Source organism: Haloarcula laminariae (assembly GCF_025457605.1).
In the GTDB taxonomy this organism is placed as follows: domain Archaea; phylum Halobacteriota; class Halobacteria; order Halobacteriales; family Haloarculaceae; genus Haloarcula; species Haloarcula laminariae.
In genome coordinates, this window is record NZ_JAMZFY010000001.1 from 2,019,469 (window position 1) to 2,043,118 (window position 23,650).

Sequence of the window (23,650 nt, forward strand, 5' to 3'; positions counted from 1 at the left end):
CGCGTTCTCGTACTCGATTCCTACGTCGCACATCAACAGCATCCAAGGAGCTGCATCGACCCTTACAATATCAATCGATCGGATTCGAGAGATTACCGAAGCGATTCCAAGTACCGCTCGCGTGTCACTCCAACTCCACCCGACCTATCTCACCTATTACGTCAAGTACCCTACTACTGGAGCTAAACTAACAATGCAAATCGCTAATCGACTCGATACAATTCAATAACATATTTTGAGATATCCCGACTCCCTTCCTATCAATCTAGCCAATTCTACCGTTAATATGATTCATCATTGCGTCGCTCGGATAGGGTCCCAAAGTGGAATGCAAGACCCACAGCAACCACGAGACCCACACGTAGCAGCGCCGATTGATGCGGTCTCGCTGATGCACCACCGAGTGTTCCGAGCGCGGGAGATGTAACTCAAACCTGTCTGATTGCAGCCTGTGCATCGAATAGGCGGTACTTTGATTTTCATGTCAGTGTAGATGGGAAGCATGAGTCAATCAGAAAACACGGACGACCTGACGTTAATACAGGAATTCCTGCCAGATAGCGTCCGTGAAGAGGTATCTGACTTGGAGAAGACTATAGAGAACAGCGCCTTTACGCAGCGGGAATACCTTGCGTACGTATTGAAAGAGTTCACTGAGAAGACAGGCAGTGAGCGAGCAGATATAATGGGTATATCAGAAGGCACGTATTGGGGGAAAACTGGTCGCGTCAAAGAGCAAATCGGGAGCGCACAGGCAACCCTCGAATTAGCGAACCTTGCAGACGAGGCAAAGTCCGAGAACTGATTTACAGACAGGGAGGGATACCAGAATGAGTGATACGCGATGAGAAATACTGACACCGCAGAAATTGAACTACCGGACGAATGGGATAATCAGTTGAACCCGTTCGATGCTGTCTGTACACAATGTGGTACACCGGCCCGATTCGAAGCAAGCGACGACCGATCGAGTGGCGATACGTTCCGGCAGCATTGCTTCGTTTGTAACTCAGGCCGATTTCCGAGTTATGGATGCACAACGCAGTTCCGCGTAACTAATCCGACCCCGGATCCTGACTCACGCCCTACGTCACCAGCAGCGGACCTACAGGTGTTTACTTCCGATGACGCGGACTGACGGTCTCTCATACCCCTCGGTTGAGATCAAACTCCCCGTGGACGGCGCAGCTCATCGGTGTGTCATACCCACTGATACGACACTCTTTTGCTGGCGAGCAATCGCGCCGGGAATTGGAGACCGACTCGCACCTACCGACACGTCCCAAGGGGTGACCCAAATGAATCGAGAAGCCCACCTCCGGGAGAGAATTTCTTGGTCCGTTTCACTCGACGTTGAGGACATCCCGCTTCTTGATGACACACTGTATCGTAACTCGGGGTATCGCGGTGTCGCCTGGTGGGCCGCCACTGACGCAGTCAAGTTACCTGCCACCCTCACCGTACGCGTCGAGACAGGTGAGCAACCGACTGTTGATACTGACCCACTAGTCTGCTGGACAGATCACGGGCGACGACTCCCCTGGAATCAGCACATCGAGAGTACGGTTGACTTGCAACCAGCCACTGATCCTGTTCGAGAGTTCCACACGCACCATGAGGAGCTCTGGAACAGGCACCGCGTTTACGAACCATCTCCTCACCTAGTCTAACGGCTTCCGAACTCTGTTTCGGTAACATTGACATTTACTGCTATGTCTGTTCGGTTGGTCAGTCACAACCTGAGGTGGTGACGGGGGAGGGGGTGTGTCCGGAATTCCTTGTTACCCGTTGAGAGGTAATGCGATAGGCTAGATTACTATGGCCGAGGTGCTGTTGCTGGATGTGTCATAGAAGACCGGGGTTTGACGTGCTGTATTAGGAGTTCTCGGCGGTTTGCTGTGCTGTGTAGCTGTCTAGCTGTGCTGTTAGTACGGCTGTTATTGCCGATTCCATAAGATATAATACTAACTTACTAGCGTCTAGACGCTAGACTAGAAGAAGAGGCGGGATAGCCACTTCTGACAGCCTCCTCTTCTTTCGTACTTTCCGCTGCAGCCACTCTCACTGCTCTTCACCGCTTTTCTGGCTCGCTCCTCCTGGCGACTCCGACGGTAAAATGTGCCCCCATACTCACCGGCATAGAATTGCGGACACACCCCCTCCCCCCGTGTGAAGCTCGTGAAGGCGATATCTACCTACTTTTGATATTTTAAAGCCAAATATCCAGAGATATGTAGCAGCAACCCCTTGTCCGCAATTCATCCGACGAAGGTAACCCCATGTCCTGAAAATGAATGTTCAATTCACTATGGAGACAACAGCGGGACACATCGCGGTGAGGCACACTCTCCAAGCTGTAATCCCAATTCTACGCGTGAATCACTCCGGCGCGAGTCGTCACGTTGACCTGGTCGGTTGCTTCATCGCTTCGTATTCCACCCCTGCTAGAAATGCTACTATCAGCACCATCGACAGACCCGCTGTCATCGAAACGATACGAACCGTGACCTCGCCAACTAATCCAATGACAACCAGCTCGGTCAGCAAAACGAACACTGCACTCAGTTTCAATTCCCGTAGCCCGACACCCATCATGTGCGTATCATGTTCCGCCAATTCTGTTAATATTTCCGGGGAATGGGAACGACATCACGGGATTCCTGTGACGCAGTCTTTGAGGGCGTCTTTGTCGATCCATTCGCAGCACCGGTCACCAGTCAATAAGAGTTTGACATGGGAAGCTGCCATTCCGTTATCGAACCGGTCGCGCTCTATTTCGTCATCAGTGTACCGTCGTTTCAAAATCCAGGTCTTCTCCCGGTACGACGGAGCGAACAGAAGTCCAAGCTCCCACACGTACCCGCCGTCGAAATCCTCGATGACACCGACAATATGCGTTGCACGCCCACAGAGAATATCGAAGACGCGAATCCACAGCTCGATTTCCTCAGGAGTTAATCCAAACTCCTCCAATTGCATCGACACGGCATCCGGACGCGCATCAAGCAACTCGTACACGAGCTCACGTCGCGTCGCGGCCCCGGTCTGTCCGCCTGCACCAGCAATCAAGTACCGGCGGTCGTGTCCTTTGACCCGCCGCAGCTCCTCACCATTCACCACATCCTTGATACGCTGATGCTCCGCTGGCGAGAGCTGGATCCCCTCAATCCCGTCGAGGATTTCCTCCTCACTTGGAATATCAGCACCGACGTCGTCACCAACCTCCGGGTCAGTCTCATCAGCACCCATTACCGACCCGTTCACCTGCACTACATATTAATTGTGCGTTCAACGTTAGAACACTATACCAACTATTTGCAGTACTAGTTGTGGACCACTCTCATCTGAACACAAGTGTTTATGGTGCTCGGGAACGAACTTGTGCATATGCATCCCCCGGCAGAAGCGGTCGGGCGAGACAGCACCGACGCCACTGACGAAGAGTTCGACACGTGGCGCGCGTTACAACGCGCGACCGATAAGAAGCGCGCGGACATCATCGCCGACATCGTCGGGCATCCGCAAGGCGCGCCAAGCGTTGAGGAACTCGACTACATGAACCCGCCGCTCAGTAGCGACGCGATCCGCCGACACCTCAACACACTCCAAGACGCCGGCGTCGTTCGCGTCCGCGAGTTCGAACCCGGGAACCGACTGCGAAACTTCCCGTACCAGTTCTTCGAACTCACTGACAACGCCCGAGAACTCTTCGATCAGAACGGCCTGTTCCCGGAAGCCGCGTGGCAACGGCAATACGAGGCTGTGGAAAAAACCAGTCGTATCCGTGACGTTGAAACCATGCCGCGGCCAGATGGCTGAGCTGTCCCTGGAGTTTGCACAACAGCCCTGAAATCAATACAAACAGTTCGTCAGCCGGTGATGTGCCGTGCAATTCTTTTGAGGCGGGACTCATTTTCCCATGGTTGACTCCCTAACCAAGCTTCGAAGGCCGCTGGTTCACGAACAATGAGGTCAAGCCCGCGACGATCGGGCCGACAGTACAATGGTACCGCACGGATGTACTCAGTGTAGTCGAACCGCATCTCCTTGTCAAACCGGATTTGAAGGCCTTCATCGACAGTGTTGACGGTCACGCGGTCAGATTCTAGTAACTCTTTCCACCGGTCACGGCCGACATCGTGCACCATTTCAGCAGGGACGGTTGGGAAATAGTCAGGGAGTGGCCGCCCGGCGTACGCGTACAGATTTTGCATAACTGTTCTGACTTCGACAATCGGTGGGGCTTGCGTACCCGACGGTTGTAAACTCAGCTCGGTACGGAGGTACTGGAACGCGAACCAAGAGAACAACGGGTTGTCTGTCGCAATGAGGCGATTAACTTCTGCTTGTCCCTCCTGGTCGGTCGGGTCGAAGTGGACATCGAAATGAAGAAGCCGCATGCGTTCACGTTCGGGACCCTCAGGTCGCTTGTCGTTTGAAATGAAGCAAAACCTCGGAAAATGCCGACCTGGCTGCCAGTGATCGGTCCAGTAGTTCCGGAGCAAGCCGAACGAATTGACTCGATCAGCCTTGATATCGTCGACGACAAGCGGGAAGCACGTATCCGCGGCACGCAACGCGCGGAGTTTCCGGACGTCGACGCCGTCAGCGTCAACCGGACGGACAACACGCCCACGCGAGATAAGTGAGAGCGCGAATCTAGCGAACGTTCCCTTACCGGACGACGGGTCGCCGTGAATGTACAGCATCGGTAACGTCTTATCTAGTTCCTCTAACCCGGCCGACCGGTAGAACGCGGCGTGTCGCGTCGCAAACGGCGACCAGAACATCCAGAGTAATGCTTCGAACAGTGTCGCACGCAGTCCGTCCGGGTCGCTCGTTCGTCCGTATTCCGCGACGAGGTCAAAATACGACTCTAGGTGAGCAAGTGCATCGTCGACCTCGGCAGGATCGTCTGGCAACGGCTCAGTGAGGTCGTACACGCGACCGTCGGCGTGGAATCGCAGCTCTGGTTGTCTGTCAACAGTCCGGTACCGCATCGGTGGCACGCCGAACCGCCGAGCCGAAACCTCTTGAAACACACCAGGTGTGAGCGTCAGGGTGTCCTGTGTCACACTCCCTCCCGCCGACGTGAACTGCTTCGTGACCTCATCTCGTGCCGCCTTATCCAAGTGTGCGAGCGAAAGTGACACGCGGTGATCCGGGAGTCCGTCAACGGCCACAGCGTCTGCTGCCGAAGTACGCTTCTGACTCGACGAGCGGTCATCACCAACCGCCACAGCAATCGGGTCCGGGTCAACACTCTCATCGATGTGGTCGGTGACTTCAGCAATGAACTCCGCTTCGGGTGTCTCCCCTGTTGTCCCGACATCAAGCCATGTTTCGATGGCCTCCCGACGCTCACCGCCCGCGTCGATAGCCGCTGCTAAGTCCGCCATGAACGGCTCAGCGTACGCCTCTCGTATACCGTCGAAATACTCTGTCAACTCTTGATCAATCGCTGACCCTGTGGTCGTATCAAGCACGATCGCGGAGTTGTGCTGACGGCTCCACCCATTCTTAGAGAAATTCGCCGAGCCGATAATCCACGTTACTGTCTCGCCAGTCCTTGTGAGCCGGTAGAGCTTATCGTGAACATTCCGGTTCGGACACTCGAAAATGCTAACCCGGTCGTCACGGCGTAACTGCTCAAGCCGGTCAGCTAACTCAACACTGTCCTGCAGTTGCTCACGATACGATGTCGCATCACCCACAATCACTTCGAACTCAGCGTCAGGAGCGATGTCATCAATCGTTTCGATGAGATATTGCGGCGTTGTGCAGAACGTAACCACGCGCACCTCAAGGACATCTGTAAAAAATTGCTTGAATGTCTGATAGCTCTTCAGTTCTACGAGCCGGAAAGAATCCTTTCGACTGACCATTTGAAAATCGATTTCCATACACACCTCTACGATCCCGGCAGACATAATCTAGCATACTTGATATACTCTTCTTTGATACAACTATAGTCAACGAGTCTATGCTATTCACTTCAAAACTACAATTTATATTGTATCTACGTTACCATGGACAGTCCGACAGAGTGGTTAATCGCCGCGACGCTGCGTATTCGACATCCGCAAGGAACACAAGCACGGGTACTACTGATAGTCCAAACGTCATCAGAACCATGTGGATGTTGAGTATTCCGGGCAGTCCGACAATCACGCACTCGGTCAGCAAAATGAAGTCAGCCGTCGAACTCCGCTAAGCGCATGCAGAAGGCCACGTGAGTATATAAGCGATATAACCATTCTAATATAAACTTTAAGTAAATAGCCTGTCGAAGTTTTCAGTATATCGAGTAACTCGAATACCGACCCCGAGTGCGGATCGACCGTTCTCTTGGCTGTCCCGGCTCAGAACCCCGATTTATTCCGAAGCCAAGCAGTACACGACCTCCTCTCATTTTTATATCGGCAGCATTCTGACGCGTTCTCCATTACTGAACTCGCTGACGCTGTGGACTACTCTCAGCCCACGATTTCGAAAGCCGTCGATGTCTTAGCGGAAAATGACCGGAACCATTACCACACGCTCGACAGTGTCTACGACGACATCAACTACACCAGATTGAGAGAACACGTCCAAGCGTTCTACGACGCAATGGACGATCATCGAACGAGGTGACTAACTATGTCCAACGACCCTAATGCAAACGCACCCGACAACCCCGACGAAGAGATCGTAATTGACGATGCCGAAGCGGGTTTCCTCGAAGACCGGGACACGGCTGACTACCCCTCGACACTGCGAGTCACAGCCAACTCCGAAGAAGCGCATCGAGACGATGCGTTAGACCGACTTGACCAGTGGGAATCCGGTGAAGAGGTCCCGCACGTCATCAACTTCGAGAACCCAAGCGATCTCCGAGCGCTGCTCACTGACCGCCGGATCCAGCTCCTGAAAAGCGTGATGGCTGAACAGCCAGCGAGTATTCGGCAACTCGCCGAGCGTCTCGATCGTGACGTCAAAACCGTCCACGACGACGTCCACGTACTCGCAGACTACGACATAATTCACTTCGAGCAAGCCGGACGTGCGAAACAACCATTTGTCCCGTACGACACCATCGAAGTCAACCTCGAAATCACAACACCCCGCGGAACCGACGACACCGCACCAGCCTGATCACGGCAGCAATCGAATAATAGTTCGAATCATAACCCGAAAGCGAACGTGGCGTTGGACACGGCCCTCACAGGGATACTCGGTTTTATCAACTGTCAGGATCGACTCTTCATTGAGGGTGCAGGGCACTCCCTTGTCTCTGTGTCAGGGACTGTCCTGGTCTAGCATGTGTGGTCACAGCGCACATGCATTGACACCCGGTATTGAGCGAACAGCGACTGACTGGAAGAGTTGTACATCTAGCCTATCCTGTCAGGGGTGGCGGCTGATCTGATTCTGTAAGCATTTGAGCGAGTTGTGTGCCGTCGATGAGTCGCATCTTCTGCTCGAAGTCCTTCGCGTACTGCCGTGCAGTGTCAGTGAAGTCACTGCTGGTCACGACGATGACTTGGTCGGCGTCGCCCGTAGCGATGTGACTGGCGAGTTTCTATAGTACTGGACGGCCGACTAGGTTCCCCGTGTCGAACTGTTTGACCTCAATAGCGACACGATTCCCCCGGTGCTCGGCCCAAATATCAACTCCGCCGTCTCTTGTCGCCTGCGTCGCGCGGGTTTCGTAGCCGTTCGACTCGAAGACTACCGCGACAAGTTGCTCAAACCCCGCCCACTCGAACTGGTAAAGATGATGCCTCTCCCAATACGTCTCGCTCATCTGGTCAACAAGAGACGCTACCGGCTCGACGAGCTCCGGCGAAACGGTCTCTAAGCACGGTTCGCCACAGGGCAGTAGGAAGAATTAAAACGCCTCGCTGAATATGTGTACATGAGCAGGTGGCGCACGGATCAATGATCCCTCCTTGAGGGTACTGAGTTCCGTGAGGCTACCTGGTAGCCTTTCCGAGAGTATAATTCTGGAGTTACTTCTTTGCGAACCGAAGCGGATGCAGCGTTTCGACGGCCGTTTCACAGTCTCCTTTCCGCTGATGCCTAGCCCAACTGTATGCCGCTACATCAGCAACCTGTAGCCCCGCCGCGTCCTTGCTATCACGAGTGTCAAATTCAATCGGCGGAACCTCATCCGCAGTACGATCCAACACAGTCGCTACCTTCTCCGCAGGGTTTTGCCACACCTCAGAATCCAGAACGACGCAGATCGAATCAACCGTACTCAGATCTACGTGAGTCGTCTGAAATAACGGGTTTAGCACGCTGCACAACGCCAATGTCTTCAATGCTTGCACAGACTCATCGAAGTTCCCAATCACATCAGTCAACACGTCATTGCCGACATCCGGGTTCACCGCATGCACTGACAATCGAATCGGGTACGTAATCTCCCACGGTAACCGGGTCTGCTCAATCGTCGGGTCATCATACTCAACGTGATTCAAACACCCAACAGTCGTATTAACAACCGCAACCGGCAAAGCAGCTCCCTTCAGCTCAGACAACGTTCGAGACCCATGCAACGCACTCTCAGCGATCGTTTTCAATTCATCAACCGTATGCCGTAACACCTCATTCGCCCGGCCCCGCTCAGAGAGACACCACGTAGCCGCCACGACATAGTATGACCCTTTGGACGGATTCCCACTCTCATCAACGTGTACGAACAACGTCCGAGCCATCAAATCAACAGGATACTATCACGCAAATGCTCACGCGATATATTTCATTCCATCACTACCAAGCCATGCCTGTCACACGACCACGTGGTGCATCATAGCCCGTGGAACTGTGAATGCGAAGGTTGCGGTGAGCCAGCTCACCAGTAAACCAAGGCAACTGTATCTCCACGCCCACCACATTACCGAACTGAGTGACAGCGTTGTCAGACTCACCTGCAACGGTTGTCACTCTCTGTCCGAACTGCCAATATAAAACCCACTACGGCGTCGATGCTGATGAGTTCAACAAGCACCTACGCGCGAAGATGTCGCAAATAGAAGATTCGTAAGCTGCCCGAGTGAGATTTTACAGCGCTTCTTTTACCTCTTCTAACGCCTCTATAGTTCGCTGTAACTGCGTCTTCGCATCCGACCACGAAATGTCTTCATCTGGTTCGGCGGGCATGTCTTGACTTGCCTCGCCGCCATCGCTCAACACACCTGGTTCGCTATCACCACCGTGCTCAACCGCGTCGAGTCGCTGCTGCGTCTCGGCACCGGCGTCCTCCTCAGCAGCTGGAATCTCTGTTAGTGAGTCACCGCCCTCGCCATTGGGCGACGGCCGCCCGCCTCTGTCATCCAACGCATCTAGTGGGAATGCGTACGCTCTCGCGCGTTTTTCCTTGTGCCACGTTGTCCGTCCCACCACGCCAATCACATCAGCAACCTCGTCACGGCTACACCCGCGGTCAAGGGCCTGCCGGACGCGTTCATCTTCGGCGCGTTGCAGCAGAGTTTGCGGGTCATCAGGAATGCGGCCACGAGCAGAGTTAGAGATTTGCTCGACAAGCCCCCATTCCCCGGTGTCTGCGTCCTGATCGACGATCTGCTTGTCACGGCCCTCAACCGTGTTGTCGAGACCCATCAGTACCCACAGGCGTTCCCGGACGGCTGTCACGGAGAGATCCGGCGTGAGTTCGTCCACGATGTCACCAGTCCGGATCGGGCCGTGCTCGGCTAACACTTGGATGATCTCGGCGTCCTGCGGCAGCAACACCGTCAAGTCCGCTTCAGTCAGCTCAACCGGGACTTCGTCGCCCGATGGTTGATTGTGCAGCCAATTATGACAGCGCCTGCATGCTGCAGTCAGGTTCTGCAAGTCGTGCTCATCTATCTCGTCAGGATCACGCGTCGCATGATGGATGTGCAACGCCGCCACGCCACCCGCACCCGGACCGTCCCGACCACACCACTTACAGCGATGCCCCGCCGCATCCAACACTTTCGATCGCGTCGCAGGGTCCACCGTCTCGTTCGACACATCCTCGGTCATGCTGCCACCACCACTTGGTTACTGCGTCGCCGCTGCTCGTTCGTCATCGATACGTCGCGCTTCTCACGTCGCGTGTTGCGTTGCATGGTCACTGTGTCAACCGCGTTTTTCTACCGCAGCTACCGCCCGCGTCTTCCTGGTGTATCGCTTCAATACCACCCACACCGCGCATTCGTCGACTCGATTCACTAGTGCTGCAGTCCTCTCACCCGTGACTCGTCGGCGTCAGCGATTTCAGCTGGAAATCAGAGCGACTACAGTACCGTTCAGCGACCCGGCCAAGCGCCGCCGTGCGAAGCACGTCCGCGACATTGTGCAGTACAACGTCAGTGAACCGCCCGTCCTCAAACGCTGTGACTGCTTCCGCGCTATCATCGAACGGGTCAAGCGCGGCGTGGTTCCCGTCGCACAGCAGGTTGTACGCTGCGACGAGTCCCGATCGTGACTGCCCGTCTACCGTCGTGTTGAACAGTTTCTTCACGACCGGGAACAGGTCCGCGTACGGCACGTCAACGAACGGCCAGTCGAGGCCGTGCGCGGCGAATCGTGTCCTGAGGAACGGGACATCGAACCCGCCGTCCCACGTTTCACCGTTGAACGCTGTCAGCAACACGTCATCATCTCGAAGCCGCATCGCCACGAACTCCGCGACCGCCTCTAACAAGCTGGCCTCCGACTCATGGACTGACACGATCACGTGTTCCTCAACGCGGTCCTGCACGTGTTCTTCCACGCCGTCACTGGTGCGCTCGGCCGTCTGGCAGAACACACGCACGCCCAACGGGAGACTGAACCCGACCACGGTCACGACATCATCGACGTCGAACCCGGTCGTCTCAATATCGAACGCGACCTGCTCCAACACGTCGCTCACGATGTCGTCCCTTCGACACCGACGGCGCGTTCCGGGACACGGTCCTGACCTGCCGGTCGCAGTCGGAACTCCCCGAACCCGTACTTCGAGTGCGTCCCGACGCGTAACACGCCGTTCTGCGCTGTGCGAACCGCACCATCCCCCGTGAACTCGAAGACCTGCCCGTGATCCACCGTCTCCAGTACGTGCACTTCCTCACCGTTCACCAGCCGGGTTTCCCGGCGACGCAACTCACCGTCAGCATCCCACCACCACGGGACGTTCTGCCCGTCCGCACCCGGGTACTCACTCTGCAAAACGTACGGCGATACGAGCTCTAAGTCGAGTTCCGTGTCCTCAACGCGGGAGTAGTCTAATTCATCCAATTCAACGAGCTGCGTGTCTTTCAGGGACAGCTCGCCGAGCCCGTAATTCCGGGCTGCACCGACCCGAAGCCCGTCCAAAACGTCCTCGTTGAGCGGGAGGACATCATCGTCGCGCCCGGCGTGCAGATAGCACTGCAGGAACCATTGCACCGACCGCTTCGAATTCCGGACGTTCTCGGGCCGCCCAAACCAACACTTCGGGGCGTAGGCGAGCCGGTCACCGTGCCGCGTCACATCATGCACATTGTGCGCATCCCGCGGCCGGGAATCCAGTAACCAGCGTTGCGCAGCGTCTCTGAACAGGAACAAGTCCTCGTAATTCTCGACCTCCGGGAGCGACTTCCCAAGCACCCCGCCGTACCCGCTGTTAGAATGCGCGGACGGGTACTCGCCGTACTCGCCCGGGACGAACACCCCGTGACTTACCTGTAACTGCTTGCGAGCCCGGGCATCGACACGACGGGCGAGCGCATTGTACAGTGCGTTCCCGGTTACGTGATACGCGTGTCCCTGATAGTCCGACTCCAACTCGAACAGTACCTGCTGTACCTGTGTCACGACTTCACACCCCCTGCGCTTCCAGTGGAGAATATCGGGTTCACCGCGCATCCCCGTCCCCGTACACTGCGACGTAATCCTCGATGTATCCGAGCGCCGTCGACCACGACCGGACACGCCGCAACTGCGCATCCAACCGCCGCCACCGCCGATCACCCTGATCGAACGGATGCTGCGACAACCTAGACCACGTATCCGCAAACGACCTGGCCGGACACGACCCTAACGGAGCCGACGGCCGGTCACCCGGTTCCCCCGACACGTGCAGCGACATGACCGGCGACCACAGGACCGTTCGAAACGGCTCCACAACATCGGACCCCCGCGCCGCCGCAGCAGTCCAACCTTCCTCCGGCATCGCGCCTGACGGCGTCGCCACAAGATGCAAATCCGCGAAGTCATGCCCGGCCCGGTAATTATCCAGCAACGCCGCCACGAGCAGCACGTGGAACCTGAGCGAGGTGTACGGGTAGTACACCGACTCGTTGAACGCTGCCGCGACCTCGCTCGTCAACCACCGCGAATGCAGCACTTCGGGATCCGTCGATAACACCAACCAGTCCAGCGGTGCATCGTCCGACGCTCGAATCCGGTCAGATGCTACGGCCGTGCCACCCGTTACGAGCGACAACCGGCGCGGCGACCGGTGATTCGCCACCGTTTCTTGCGGTGCGCCTTTCGGCCGCGACAGCCGAGCCGCGTCCCCATCCGCACCTAACCGCACTGGTTCGTTCACTCGCGCTCCACGAAACGTCTCTTGGGCCGCGTTATGTGACCGGCCGCGCAACTTATGCACATCATGCCGATACGCCGCGACCATTGGATCCACGTCTGACTCAGGCTCCTTGTGCGGCGACTCGAACGGCACGTCCGACGTCACGCCCCATCACCACCATGGACCGGTAACTCCCCATCACGACGCGCTGTGCGGGCCTGAAGCGCCTCCACGAACTTGTCCCGGCACTGCGTTTGCCACAGCTCGTCTTTCCGCTCCATCTCGTTCGTCGGCGACTTCCGGCGGTCATACACGTTCGACACCTCATCCGCGGTGTAGAGTGGATTGAGGATCTCCGCGTCAACCATCCCGGCCCCGAAATTACGGGCCCCACCGAGTTGGAACGCATACTCGTCGCTATGGGTGTCTAAGAACGCGATCGCTTCCAGCAGGAGTCCCACGAACTCCGGTTTCGTCTCCCGAAGCGTGAGTTTCCACGTTCCCACGAGATTCCCGACCACGTCCCGCGTCGAGTGTCGCAGCGGCTGCCCACCATCCTCCTCGTTCCTGGATCTGACTTGTGTGTGCAGCTGGCGATAGTGCGCCTCGGCTTCACCCCTCGTGACATCTACTTGGCTACGGACCGGCGAGAACGACACTGGACGCCGAATCAACTTCCCGGGATTGCCCTCGAACCCACCGAACAGATCGTACACGGTGCAGCCAGCATCCACGTCGTCCGTGCAACTGCCTTTCTCGTGATACCCGGAATCGAGATCTCGGTCGTACACGTCCTCTAGCCGGAAGTTCGCGTTCGACTCGCCCGGATGGCACGCTGATGCACCAGCCGCCTGTAGCACCGCCTCGCAGCCATGACGAACCCATCCAGATAACGCGAACGGGGAAATCTGGCCCGCAATCTGGTTCTGTGGGTCGTCAGCCTCGTAACGGTCTGAAGATGCATGATGCCGATCGGTTACAATCCCATCCCCCGGAGCCAGCAGCCCGGCATCAAGGCCCACGTACAGATCAGGGAGCATCAGCTCCTCCTCGACAGGCAAGTCGAACTCAACCGGGAGATCAGACGCATCAAACTCGACCATTACGCCTCACCACCCTCAGCCGCAACCAACTCACACGCTGAGCAACACGGCGAGGACCACTCTTCGGATTTAACACTAACCGCATCACGCGTGTGTGCCGGCGACCACGCCACAACCTCAGGTGCCACAACCGTCACCCAATCACGCTGCAACCCCGTATCCACCACGCGACCAACCCGGCCCTCAACCACGACTTCACACACGCCAAGCGTCGACAAAGAAGAAAGCGACGGCGGATGCCGCGGACACCGCAGTTGCCGAACCAACCATGGAGCGTGCGGACACTCGCGTGTCGCATACGCAACCACCGCCGCGCCGTCCCGCAATCCCTGCTCAGAAACCTGACAAATTTTTGATGCTTGTGCTATGTCTTCAATCGATACAACAGCGTTAGTTTGATTCCGATTGGCTTGCTTAGTGTTCATGGGTTCTTGCCTGAACAGTAGAACCCGGCTCGCGTGTGCAACCACGCGGGCATTCTCTCGAATACTCCCAAGGAGCCAAGCTCTACTACTCCATACAACTGCATTACACATATACTTTACGACTTGTAAAGGATATCCGTTAACTAAGGTTCAATGGGTGGCTAATAAGGACTAGGCCAGCAAATGTGCTCTACAATGCCTCTCAAAGTCGATGAGAATACGAAAAAAGTGCTAAATGAATTTGTTCAGAAGGGCAATCTAACGACTGGTGCGTTAGTCGAATTCACTGAGCTATCGCGTCCGACTGTGACGAAGAGGCTGGACCGGCTACACGCTGCCGGATGCATCGAATATCTTCATGAACCAACTGCACTCTGGAAATTGCTCAAAGACCCTCGTTCAGAGTGAAGCATAAGGGACTACGCTGAGATCACCTCAGACGCGAGGTTTACATTATTCAGGCCTCATTCTAAATCGATAGCTTTGCTCGCTGCATCCAGCGGATTCGTGTAGAAGATAAGTTCGAGTTGGTCGAGAAGCTCATCAGGTATCTTGGCGAAGTCGTCTTTATTTTTCGCAGGAAGAAGTACCTTCTTAGCACCAGAATCTGCTGCTAACTGTAGTTTATCGACGAGTGAGCTTACGGAGACGAGTTCACCCATGAGACTCATTGCGCCTAAGACGACAACTTGTGATCGGACTGGTCTATCAAGGATACCTGAAACGATGCCCACGAGAATGCCCACACTAGTCTCGCCACCTTCGCTGGCGTCAGATGGATTGAGGACCTGCATGTTGATGTCGTAGTCATCGAGTGTCTCGTCGCGCCGGAGTTCGCGCATATTCGCTTGGAGATAATCACACGCGGTCTCGAACGAGTCTTTCATCTTACTTCCAGGAGTCCCGGAGATGTTCGTTTTTCCAGAGCCGGGAAGGGCTTGTGTCTCTATGCGGAAGGGCGCGTGACGTCCTTCGCTTTCTCCAATAGTGTACACCGTTCCTGCTTTCTGTGTTCCAGGCGGGATCAGCGTCTCGTCAGCTTCCTCGGGTACACTGACGTAGATCTCTTCTCTGGTTTCTAAGTCCAAGTACGAGAACTCGACAGCTCGATACTCCATCCCGCCCATGCGTTTGAGCTGTTCTTTGACGCGCCGACGCCCCTCCATTGCAAATTCGAGGTATTCTCGGAGTTCGTCTTTGGTGTACTCGCCATGGGGGTGAAGCATCTTCAGGAGGCCTGAGACGGTTTTCCTGACTGCCTTTTCGTCGCGCTGGTTGAGATGGTCCCCGAAGGCGAATTCTTCGTTGATGGCATCACCATAGGATTCTTTTCGGAGTTCTCGGACGAATTCGGCGAAGTAGTCGACGATGAAGCCGAACTGGTCGCCGAAGAATTCGGAACGCATCTTCGGCACTTCCCACCCCGGAAGGTAGTAGTGGAATCGGTCGATGAGTGCGAGGTCTTGCATCTCTTCGGGGAAGGGTTGAAAGAGATGGGAACTCTTGAGAACGCCTTCGACGTCAAGGTCGATGTTGCCGACGTAGACCATCGATGCTTGCGCGGTCAGCTCTTCGGTACCGCGTGAGAAGCTCCCGCTCTCCATGTAGTCTTTGAGCATCTGGACAGCCTCGGAGTCAGTGAAGCGAAGACCCCCGACTTCGTCGAAAGCGACAACGTCCCATCGCCCGACCAAGCCGATTCGTCCAGTATTGAGGTTGAGAAAGAGCTTTGCGACAGTCGTCTTTCCGCCGGAGATGAGTATTGAGTGAGGGCTGATCTCGCGGTAGAGGTAGCTTTTCCCGGTGCCACGGGGCCCGAGCTCGACGTAGTTATAATTGGATTCGACAAGCGGGATACAACGGGCGAGGAACAGCAGCTTTTCCCGGTCACTGAACGCGGTCGGGTCGTAGCCGACGCTCTGGAGGAGCAGATCCATCCATTCGTCGCGCGTGAACTCTCGCCGACGGTCTTTGAGTTGGTCTAAGTCGAGGTTGGATACCTGGATTGGTTTGAACGAATCAATGCCGAAGAGGCTTTTCGGGCCGTTAGCGTTGTCAGGGAGGTACTCTAAGTCGATGATTGCCCACACACCGCCACCGAGGAGCTTCGGGTGTTTGCTGACGAGGTGCTCGCTGATTTCGACGTCATTGAGTCCGAGGTTGACGAACGAGCCGATGTACGCGTCCTGCTGTTCGTCGAGTTTGACGGTGACCTTATCGATGACACGGTAGCGCCCTCGCTCGCGGATTTCGCTCTTAACGAATTCGGCTTCATCAGGGCGAACGTAGTGTTTTGAGAGGATCTCTTTGACCTTGTCGAGACCCTCTTCTATAGACCCCTCATCATCGGTCGCGCAGTACTGGCCGACGAGATATTCGAGAACATAGGTCGGGACATTGACGCCGGATTTGATGTCCTGAACGAGGTCCTTCCGGACCACGCGCCCGGGAAAGACGTCGAGGGCTTTCTGGTCGACGTCCTCAGTTGTCATTGACTATCCGAAGTGTAGCCGGAGGCATATTGGTGTCGGTGATGAGAAGCGAGAGAGAGAGAGGCGGGTCTGGTAAGTCTCGGGAACAGTGCTACACTTTCGGGAGATGCCGTTGTTTAACCTATACGTCGAATCCCATATCGTCGTCACCGAAGAGGAGGTCAAGGGCGACTGTTTCTTTGGATATTGTTTCTCGCGTGTCCAAGTCAATTACCTCGAACTGAACGGTGTTTTCGCCCGAAATCGCGCCCTGTTTGAGCCTGATACGAGTGCTGTTTGTTCCCGGATTTATTTCTATCGTAGAGGGGTCTGCGACTTGCTCACCGTCAATATTGGCACGGATTTCTAACGTCGGGGATTTGTCGAACGAGACTTGTTCGCTTTTGGCTTCAACCTCGACGCTGATGATGGAGTTCGTAATCGGATCAGGAACTGTAACATCGTAGTTGATTGTGGCACTCTCTTCCAGCTCCCCTGTCGTTACCGTCAGGCACGGTACCAGCAGCTCTTGTAGCGATATCCCGCCGTGGAAGTACTGCATGTTCCCGCCTTGGGCTTTGAAACACGCGACGCTGCGTGGGAACAGGAGTTTGAGATCCGGCGCAGTGATGCCGAGTTCTGCGAGACCGTCTGAATCTACCTGGATATACTCGTCAGTATCCACGAGTGCGGTACCGCTGTCGATTGCAGCGAATCGGCGTTTCACGATGTTAGCGAGGTCCGGTGATTCGACTTTCAGTTCGTCAGTCAGTCTGTCGGTGAACAGGAAACCGTGGTCACTCGTGATGACGAACTTCGTGTAGCCAGCTTGTTTCAACCGCTGCACGGTGCGTTCGACGTCGTCGACGTGCGATGCGACTTGACTGAACGCTGTCTCGGCATCGAGACTCTCGCCAAGCTTGTCGATCGTTCCAGAGTAGATTACCCGTGGAACGGGATCCGACTCGGACAGCTCCTCAAGCGGGGTACTGTTTACCTCGTCCATGTCGACGACCTCGAAGCCGGCAGCACTGAGACGGTCAACGCGGTCAGATTTCCCGCTCATCTCCTCGCCACCACTGGTCACTACCAAGTCATCATCGTCGAGTGAGAGCCCGAGTTCGCCGGGGAGGTGGGCAGCCATGCCGACCTCTGTGATCGACGGCAGCGCAGCGCTGACAGCGTCGAGACTTTGCTCGAAGTCAGTTCGGTGCTCCAGGTTCTGCTTGATTGATTCCGCCAGTTCGTACCGCAGGCCGTCGCAGATGATGATTGCAGTGCCGTCATCAAGGTCCGCAAATTCCTCGTAGAAGGACGTTTGTGGAGTACCGAGCGTGGGATTGTCGCCGAGTGTTTCGGCGAGTGGTCGGTTCACGCTCTGGAGGAAGGACATGTAGTGTTTGGCGACCCGGTCTTTCACGACGGTTTCCTGTGGATACGGCTCGGTGGTTTGGAGCGTCGCCTGGATGTAGCTTCGGTACGCAGCGTCGATTTGCCACCAGCCGTCGCTGTCAGTATACTCGGTAGCCAGGTCCTCAGAGGAGAGCGTCTTCGCGTTGTCGGCATCGATAGCCCCGATTTGCCTGAGCGTTTCGATAGCGAGGATGGGGACGGACCAGTCGACGAGATCCTCCTGACTCCAGAAGCTATCCTCACGACGTTTGACTGTCTGGTGGAGGTCGTTTGCGATGTCCGGGAGATCGACGTAGGTTCCTTCGGCAAGGCGCTCCATCACGAGCCGGATGAGGCCCCTATCGATACCCTTGAACGCAGTCGCATCCCAATGTGCTCGGCCAGAGTCGACGACAGCCGCTGCGAGGTCATAGTCCTCTTCGATGGTTTGTGCGAGGCGGATGAACTCCGTCGGGGCGTACTTTTGCCACTCGTCACAGAATTTCGCCGCAGCGGTAGTATCGTCGGCGGCGAGTTCATCATACCGGCTTGTGGGCGCGCGGTTGGCAACCTCGCCGAAGAGGAGTTGCGTGGCTATCTCTTTGGGGTCGAGTCCAGCGTCGATACCGTACTCCTCTCGGAGGTGAGCATCCCACGCATCGTCCATCGCGTTGTCTTCGATTTGCTCGCGGTACAGTTCAGGCGCGGCGAGATAGGAGCGGAGCCAGTGGTCGGGATCTGGTCCGGCTGTTTCGAAGAGCACACAGAAGAAGGCCATACGACGATTCTTTGCGTTCTCTCCCCAATCCTCATACGCGTCGGGGATTTCGTCCTCGTGCTCAACGAGGAACTGTGTCGCTGGTGTACCCTCGATATCTCGGTCGACGCGGTACTGCTTCCCGAGTGAGTGGACGTCACGGAACCATTCTGCATCGTTGCGGGATTCGGGGATGTAGAAAAGCCAGTTCTGGCCGTAGTTCGGGTCCTCATCCCGGAGTCGCTTCTTCAGCTTCAGGTAACTTCCGTCATACCGTGCGAGAGTGATATCGTCAAGTTCGGCTTCGACCTCGTCGAGGACACCTTTGTACTTCTCTTGTGAATCATACCAGACCCACACAGGATGCCGGTCGAACTTCTGTCGAAGTTCCGTGATAATGCTATCCGCGAGATCTCCCATTGTAGGCTACATCCGGGTGGGGGATGATTGTTGTTTCGGGAACCACTCTCGTTCAGTAACCGATGAGTGGTAGACATGCAAAAGACTCAGGTCTTTACTCGGCAAACTATCGTCAACGTGACCGAGATAGACAGAACAGAACATCAGCTTAAGACTGATTCCGGCGTGGAATACTCACCCCACTCTATGATGCATAAAGCCATTGTACAAATGGATCCTACAAAACTAGAGATGCTTGATAGATTTGAAGAGAAAGTTAATGGTTACAAATATACTCCTTCAGATTCTAATGTTCGAGTCATTATAACTGGTCGTGACTGGTCACAAAAGAGGCTTTTCGTATATGGCTGTACATCGTCAGAAGAAGCAGAAGGTTATATTAACGAGATTGTCAGTTCCGTTTGTGAGATAGGCCATGATGCTGAACTCATTGAGGGACCAAAAATCACCAATATTGCTGTAAGTGGTGATTTAGGGACACCACTCCAACTAGAAGACCTCTCAGTTGATAACGGTGACAGCGTATTTGAGGTCGAATATGAGCCGGAACAATTTCCAGCCGCCATTGTTCGGGTAAAGGAAATTTCGGTGACCTTTATGTTATATTCTACAGGCAAGTTTGTGATTCAAGGACTTCGTCGGAGAGAAGATATTGAGCCCGCGATTCGTCGCATCCAACTATTCTTGGATAACTATGCGAATGAAGTATAGTTATAAGATATTCTACTAACCGAAACTCAATAATTTAATGATTCGTAAGTCAGCGTGAGTAACTTGACTTCAGTTTTGGGAGGCCAGTTTCTAGAACCTCATATTGGTCCCACTGTTTGATATTCTCCCAAATACCTTCATCGGCGTCAACTGAAACATTATCATCAATCATTTCATCAATTATCTCTCGGAACTCTTTCACGTCATTCAGACTCTCCTGAACAGACTCTTTACGATTCAGAAGCTTCTTGTCTGGATTATCGCTGCTAGTCCGTTTTCTCAACGAATCGAGCTCATTTTTGAGTGAGTCTATATGCGGGTCAAGATACTGACCGCGAAGCTTGGGGAGCGTATTCGAGTCAATTTTATGATAATACACGAAGCAACTAAAAGCGCCATTAGGACTTTCGAGTTGCCAATAAATCGGAATCCGCTGGCCTCGGCGGCGATATTCTTTGCAATGGTGATATCTAAAGAATGATTCACGTAACCATTCCCCGACCGAGGTCCCTAGAATACCTTCTATGGAAGATTGGATAGATTGACTATCCATGAATAACGTATCAAGACAGTCCTGGATACAAGCATCAACGTTTTCGTCGGCATTCTCATCAAATGTGATTATACCATCGTCAACACTTTCTATATCTTGATCAGTACTCCAATGACCAACAGCGGTGCCAAGACAATATGAGAGAATTCGACCAGCAGTTTTTTCCAGCCTATCCTGATCATATGTTTCCTCTGTATATCGACCTTCAGCGATAGTTATTGGTGAGATTTCTAGATCTTCTGCCGCCTCACGGAGGTCGGTAGGACTATCAGCTATATCTGAAAGTAAACGCTGATATTCTTCTGAAGCAAGTTCTCTCTCAGGAATCTCATCGCTCGATAATTCCAAGCCAGTCTCATATTCTAGATTCGTTATGATTGGATAATCAGCGAGGTTCTTCGGTAAATTTCTAGATAGGCGCTCTCGGTGCTCACTTGGAATTGAATATGCATCATAAATGAGTGGATCAATTAGTCCATGTATCAAACCAACTTCTGCATTTAATTTGTCCTCGTAATACAATAGTCCTTTCACACCCTCCTGAGTGCAATCGATGAACTTTTTCTGATCAAACTCATCACTCGTTTCATCTAAGGATATTAATTTCTCTCGGGAGTCCATTGCGCGTTCAACAAGTCTTTCTACCTCAGCCTGTTGCTCTGGTTCGGGATTAATTGGGAGACGTTTTATATCTCCGACCTCGAAATTCAGGGACGGATTGATTCCATTCAAAAGGAATCTAACTAAAGTGGAATTACCATATCCGAGTAAATATTCATCACTGATTTCGGGAGAATATACAAAATGGGACTTATGATAAAAAATCATATTATCGGGTTTTGAGCGAGCTACTGCGTAATTGCCAAATCCTCGGAAGGAAACCCCTTTCCGGAAATAGTAGTCAGAGTTGCGAATATAGCTCCCATCGTATTCTTTCACTTCCTCCCCACTGTTTTTCCATAAGAGATAATCACGCTGTGTATCATAATACGGTTGCGAGGAACCGCTTTTTTGATATGGAACGTAATTTCCACCTAATTCATCCTGATTAACTTCCCAATGCTTTCGCACGAATCGATCATCATCTCCCGTAGCTAATCCTTGCTTTACTTCGACCGAGTCTTCAATTGCAGGATATTCAGAGAAAAGGTTAAGTATAGAATCACCGAACCAGTATAGAAATGGCTGTCGTCCAATTGATAGAAAATCGTTCGGATTGACAGTATATACATCCTCAGTCGTGTTATTCTCACGAAGTTGTGATGTCAGAGCATTGAGCCCATCAATTTTTTTCTCGTGAGTGTCATATTTATCCTGTTCATGGGTCATCCTATAAAATCGGGAATTTTCAACATCTGTAGGATCACTATTCCGTAGGAGGAACGAGATGGTAAAAGGCCGATCTTTCATTGAGAAGCTATATCCTGATAGATGGGCCCCTTCTAAGAATTGATGATTTTGCAACAGAATTCGTCGTAACTTTCGGTAACTGTAGGAAAACATATAGTTCTCGGGCGTAACTAATGAAGCATACCCGTCAGATTTAGCAAATTCCCAAGACCGTTGGATGAATGCTGCGTATATATCTCGGGTTCCTGCATAGCCGTCTTTTATATATTGTTTGAGATTATCCCCCATTTTCCCACTACCCAAATAAGGCGGGTTAGCTACCACAACATCATAATCACGAATAAGCACATCAAGAAGCTCCACTGATTTCGAAACTTCTTCAGCGAACATTTCGTCAACTGGATTATTCTCATTAAGAGCAGCACGAGCAATTTCGCGGGTGTTCTCAAGCAAACGCTCTTTTACCGACTCCCATGATTCAGATTTTTCATCAGTAAAAGAGACTACAGATGATTGTTTCTCTAGCCCACCACTCTGTGTGAATTTTGATTGCCCCTCAGCCTTGAGATCATCACGATATTGCTCAATAATATCTTCTATGTGCTGTTCCACCCGAACAAGACTTCCCCACTCACGAATATGTTCGAAGCTAGTCCAGATCTGATCGAGGATCTCTTTTTCAAGCTCTGAGTCCGTTCGATCAAGAACCTCTTGTTTTTTTGTACCGTTAATCAGTACTGCATCAGCAGACGTTATATTGATTTGTTCAATACTAACATCTGGAGATTTTGTTTTTGCTTTTAGATACAAGGATAGTGCGGCAATTTGTGCTGCGCCTGAATCTATATCAACCCCATATAAGTTATTTCGGAGAATTTCTCGTGGAATATGTCTTTCAAGAACCTCACCCTCTTCAAGATACATTTGGTAGAGAACATCGAAAGCATAGAACAGCATGTGACCGCTGCCACACGCAGGATCAAGAACAGTTATGTCTTCAACCGACTTTGTTTCCCGGTCAATTAGTGACTCTTCTACCGGAGCGAGATAGAAGCAGTTGTCTTCGTCGTCGATATTCGTCCGCTCGCCCTGCATTTCGAGCCAGGTGCGGCCGAGTGAGTTGTCGACCATCCACTCGACGATGTACCGGGGAGTGAACAATTGGGTCTTCGTTGCGATGTCTGTCCCGGCGATTTTGTAGTTCTCTTCGTCGACGCGGTCGTCGATGTCTTCGCGTTCTTCTTCGCCAAAGTACTGGTAGACCCATCCGAGAGCTTCGTCACTTTCCCACGCTCCGTCGTCTATTGCATCAAGATCGTCGAGAATTTCTTCGCGGACCTGTGCGTCGAGGTCGATAGCGGTGTGTTCGGAATCCTCGAATATCATCCGGATTTCCGCACCGATCTCCTGGTAAGCGAGGTCGAGGGCTGCCCCGAAACCGTCGTCCGGGGCGTCGGTCAGCTCACCGGCAACCTCGGCGACGGTATGGTGCATGTACGAGCGGTTACCGTACTCTGCCCGTTCAGTGATGGTTTCCTCGACGAGGCCACGGACCTCGATGGTTTTCAGCGCGACGAACCGGTTGAGGTAGGTCTTCGTCGCTTCTCGGACATAGTTCGTAATCGAGCGTTCCAGGTCGCCCTCTGTGGATTCGAGTTCGCGTTCGACGGCGGCGTCTAGTTTCTTTCGCGTATGAAGCTCGTCAGCAGAGAGATGAGCGAGATTATCGAGTGGGAGCTTCTTGTCCTCGTATATCCCGTACTTTTCGAGCTGTCGGCGGAGTTCGTTTTCGAGTGTTCGCCGTGAGCTGAGGATGGTGCTTCGAATCGTCGAGCGCTGGTCCGAGGAGAGGCCGGGTTGACCGTGTGCTGTTGACATTGATATTAGGAGTGTGTTCCGCGCCGCAGTACGGGCGGGACAGCTGAGGGCTGTACCGTGGTTC

Annotated in this window: 18 protein-coding genes and 1 pseudogene; 5 read left to right on the top strand and 14 right to left on the bottom strand. The window is 53.7% G+C overall.

The features are described 5' to 3' along the window. The first annotated feature begins 502 nt into the window (after window positions 1-502). Window positions 503-805, top strand: a complete 303-nt coding sequence (locus tag NJQ98_RS10415; RefSeq protein WP_262178316.1) for a hypothetical protein — start codon at window positions 503-505, stop codon at window positions 803-805. Window positions 806-2,397: 1,592 nt separating this feature from the next. Here the strand turns inward: NJQ98_RS10415 and NJQ98_RS10420 are convergent. Both NJQ98_RS10420 and NJQ98_RS10425 read right to left on the bottom strand, forming a co-directional pair. Next, on the bottom strand, window positions 2,398-2,595 hold the full coding sequence (locus NJQ98_RS10420; RefSeq protein ID WP_262178318.1) for a hypothetical protein: 198 nt from the start codon (window positions 2,593-2,595) through the stop codon (window positions 2,398-2,400). A gap of 54 nt (window positions 2,596-2,649) precedes the next feature. Continuing rightward, on the bottom strand, window positions 2,650-3,249 hold the full coding sequence (locus NJQ98_RS10425) for a DUF8170 family protein (RefSeq protein WP_262178320.1): 600 nt from the start codon (window positions 3,247-3,249) through the stop codon (window positions 2,650-2,652). 138 nt (window positions 3,250-3,387) lie between these two features. On the opposite strand from NJQ98_RS10425, the gene NJQ98_RS10430 reads away from it, so the two are divergent. Next, complete coding sequence (locus NJQ98_RS10430) at window positions 3,388-3,819, top strand: helix-turn-helix domain-containing protein (RefSeq protein WP_262178321.1); 432 nt, start codon at window positions 3,388-3,390, stop codon at window positions 3,817-3,819. A 50-nt stretch (window positions 3,820-3,869) separates the two neighbouring features. On the opposite strand, the gene NJQ98_RS10435 is transcribed toward NJQ98_RS10430, so the two are convergent. Next, a complete protein-coding gene (locus tag NJQ98_RS10435; RefSeq protein ID WP_262178323.1) occupies window positions 3,870-5,903 on the bottom strand; it encodes a phospholipase D family protein in 2,034 nt (677 codons plus the stop codon). Between the two features lie 736 nt (window positions 5,904-6,639). Here NJQ98_RS10435 and NJQ98_RS10440 point away from each other — a divergent pair. After that, window positions 6,640-7,134 carry an HVO_A0114 family putative DNA-binding protein gene (locus NJQ98_RS10440; protein ID WP_262178325.1) on the top strand — a complete coding sequence of 165 codons (495 nt, stop codon included), beginning with the start codon at window positions 6,640-6,642 and terminating at the stop codon, window positions 7,132-7,134. Between the two features lie 244 nt (window positions 7,135-7,378). Here the strand turns inward: NJQ98_RS10440 and NJQ98_RS19145 are convergent. From NJQ98_RS19145 to NJQ98_RS19230, 8 genes and pseudogenes are all read right to left on the bottom strand, one after another. Then, a pseudogene (locus NJQ98_RS19145) lies at window positions 7,379-7,786 on the bottom strand (restriction endonuclease). Between the two features lie 205 nt (window positions 7,787-7,991). Next, entirely contained in the window at window positions 7,992-8,702 is a 711-nt protein-coding gene (locus NJQ98_RS10445; RefSeq protein WP_262178326.1) for a DUF3800 domain-containing protein, read from the bottom strand. Window positions 8,703-9,048: 346 nt separating this feature from the next. Beyond that, window positions 9,049-10,014 carry an HNH endonuclease gene (locus NJQ98_RS10450; protein ID WP_262178328.1) on the bottom strand — a complete coding sequence of 322 codons (966 nt, stop codon included), beginning with the start codon at window positions 10,012-10,014 and terminating at the stop codon, window positions 9,049-9,051. Between the two features lie 205 nt (window positions 10,015-10,219). Beyond that, window positions 10,220-10,879 (bottom strand): ribonuclease H-like domain-containing protein, encoded by a 660-nt coding sequence (locus NJQ98_RS10455; RefSeq protein WP_262178791.1) that lies wholly within the window; start codon window positions 10,877-10,879, stop codon window positions 10,220-10,222. 5 nt (window positions 10,880-10,884) lie between these two features. After that, window positions 10,885-11,811 carry a hypothetical protein gene (locus NJQ98_RS10460; RefSeq protein ID WP_262178793.1) on the bottom strand — a complete coding sequence of 309 codons (927 nt, stop codon included), beginning with the start codon at window positions 11,809-11,811 and terminating at the stop codon, window positions 10,885-10,887. 40 nt (window positions 11,812-11,851) lie between these two features. Further along, the gene (locus tag NJQ98_RS19225; protein WP_489146080.1) at window positions 11,852-12,631 is read right to left on the bottom strand and encodes a DUF8168 family protein; all 780 of its coding nucleotides are present in this window, start codon (window positions 12,629-12,631) and stop codon (window positions 11,852-11,854) included. Window positions 12,632-12,687: 56 nt separating this feature from the next. Then, window positions 12,688-13,629, bottom strand: coding sequence for a hypothetical protein (locus NJQ98_RS10465; protein WP_262178330.1), 942 nt, complete (start codon window positions 13,627-13,629; stop codon window positions 12,688-12,690). Next, window positions 13,629-14,165, bottom strand: a complete 537-nt coding sequence (locus NJQ98_RS19230) for a DUF8112 family protein (RefSeq protein WP_489146076.1) — start codon at window positions 14,163-14,165, stop codon at window positions 13,629-13,631. The genes NJQ98_RS10465 and NJQ98_RS19230 overlap by 1 nt, the downstream gene beginning before the upstream one ends. Window positions 14,166-14,249: 84 nt before the next feature. Between NJQ98_RS19230 and NJQ98_RS19075 the strand changes: the two genes are divergently transcribed. Next, the gene (locus tag NJQ98_RS19075) at window positions 14,250-14,462 is read left to right on the top strand and encodes a MarR family transcriptional regulator (RefSeq protein ID WP_348533562.1); all 213 of its coding nucleotides are present in this window, start codon (window positions 14,250-14,252) and stop codon (window positions 14,460-14,462) included. A 56-nt stretch (window positions 14,463-14,518) separates the two neighbouring features. On the opposite strand, the gene brxL is transcribed toward NJQ98_RS19075, so the two are convergent. Both brxL and NJQ98_RS10475 read right to left on the bottom strand, forming a co-directional pair. Further along, window positions 14,519-16,546, bottom strand: a complete 2,028-nt coding sequence (gene brxL, locus NJQ98_RS10470; RefSeq protein ID WP_262178332.1) for a protease Lon-related BREX system protein BrxL — start codon at window positions 16,544-16,546, stop codon at window positions 14,519-14,521. Between the two features lie 121 nt (window positions 16,547-16,667). Further along, window positions 16,668-19,094, bottom strand: a complete 2,427-nt coding sequence (locus tag NJQ98_RS10475) for a PglZ domain-containing protein (RefSeq protein ID WP_262178334.1) — start codon at window positions 19,092-19,094, stop codon at window positions 16,668-16,670. A 117-nt stretch (window positions 19,095-19,211) separates the two neighbouring features. Here NJQ98_RS10475 and NJQ98_RS10480 point away from each other — a divergent pair, with 117 nt between their 5' ends. Next, complete coding sequence (locus tag NJQ98_RS10480; protein ID WP_262178336.1) at window positions 19,212-19,805, top strand: TBP family protein; 594 nt, start codon at window positions 19,212-19,214, stop codon at window positions 19,803-19,805. Window positions 19,806-19,854: 49 nt separating this feature from the next. On the opposite strand, the gene pglX is transcribed toward NJQ98_RS10480, so the two are convergent. Beyond that, a complete protein-coding gene (gene pglX, locus NJQ98_RS10485; protein ID WP_262178338.1) occupies window positions 19,855-23,586 on the bottom strand; it encodes a BREX-1 system adenine-specific DNA-methyltransferase PglX in 3,732 nt (1,243 codons plus the stop codon). Window positions 23,587-23,650: the final 64 nt, after the last annotated feature.

What these genes read in the sequence shown, in the direction of transcription:
- NJQ98_RS10415 (WP_262178316.1), top strand. Translation starts at nt 503, where the DNA reads ATGAGTCAATCAGAAAACACGGACGACCTGACGTTAATACAGGAATTC.
- NJQ98_RS10420 (WP_262178318.1), bottom strand. Translation starts at nt 2,595, where the DNA reads ATGATGGGTGTCGGGCTACGGGAATTGAAACTGAGTGCAGTGTTCGTT.
- NJQ98_RS10425 (WP_262178320.1), bottom strand. Translation starts at nt 3,249, where the DNA reads ATGGGTGCTGATGAGACTGACCCGGAGGTTGGTGACGACGTCGGTGCT.
- NJQ98_RS10430 (WP_262178321.1), top strand. Translation starts at nt 3,388, where the DNA reads ATGCATCCCCCGGCAGAAGCGGTCGGGCGAGACAGCACCGACGCCACT.
- NJQ98_RS10435 (WP_262178323.1), bottom strand. Translation starts at nt 5,903, where the DNA reads ATGGAAATCGATTTTCAAATGGTCAGTCGAAAGGATTCTTTCCGGCTC.
- NJQ98_RS10440 (WP_262178325.1), top strand. Translation starts at nt 6,640, where the DNA reads ATGTCCAACGACCCTAATGCAAACGCACCCGACAACCCCGACGAAGAG.
- NJQ98_RS10445 (WP_262178326.1), bottom strand. Translation starts at nt 8,702, where the DNA reads ATGGCTCGGACGTTGTTCGTACACGTTGATGAGAGTGGGAATCCGTCC.
- NJQ98_RS10450 (WP_262178328.1), bottom strand. Translation starts at nt 10,014, where the DNA reads ATGACCGAGGATGTGTCGAACGAGACGGTGGACCCTGCGACGCGATCG.
- NJQ98_RS19225 (WP_489146080.1), bottom strand. Translation starts at nt 12,631, where the DNA reads ATGGTCGCGGCGTATCGGCATGATGTGCATAAGTTGCGCGGCCGGTCA.
- NJQ98_RS10465 (WP_262178330.1), bottom strand. Translation starts at nt 13,629, where the DNA reads ATGGTCGAGTTTGATGCGTCTGATCTCCCGGTTGAGTTCGACTTGCCT.
- NJQ98_RS19230 (WP_489146076.1), bottom strand. Translation starts at nt 14,165, where the DNA reads ATGTGTAATGCAGTTGTATGGAGTAGTAGAGCTTGGCTCCTTGGGAGT.
- NJQ98_RS19075 (WP_348533562.1), top strand. Translation starts at nt 14,250, where the DNA reads ATGCCTCTCAAAGTCGATGAGAATACGAAAAAAGTGCTAAATGAATTT.
- brxL (WP_262178332.1), bottom strand. Translation starts at nt 16,546, where the DNA reads ATGACAACTGAGGACGTCGACCAGAAAGCCCTCGACGTCTTTCCCGGG.
- NJQ98_RS10475 (WP_262178334.1), bottom strand. Translation starts at nt 19,094, where the DNA reads ATGGGAGATCTCGCGGATAGCATTATCACGGAACTTCGACAGAAGTTC.
- pglX (WP_262178338.1), bottom strand. Translation starts at nt 23,586, where the DNA reads ATGTCAACAGCACACGGTCAACCCGGCCTCTCCTCGGACCAGCGCTCG.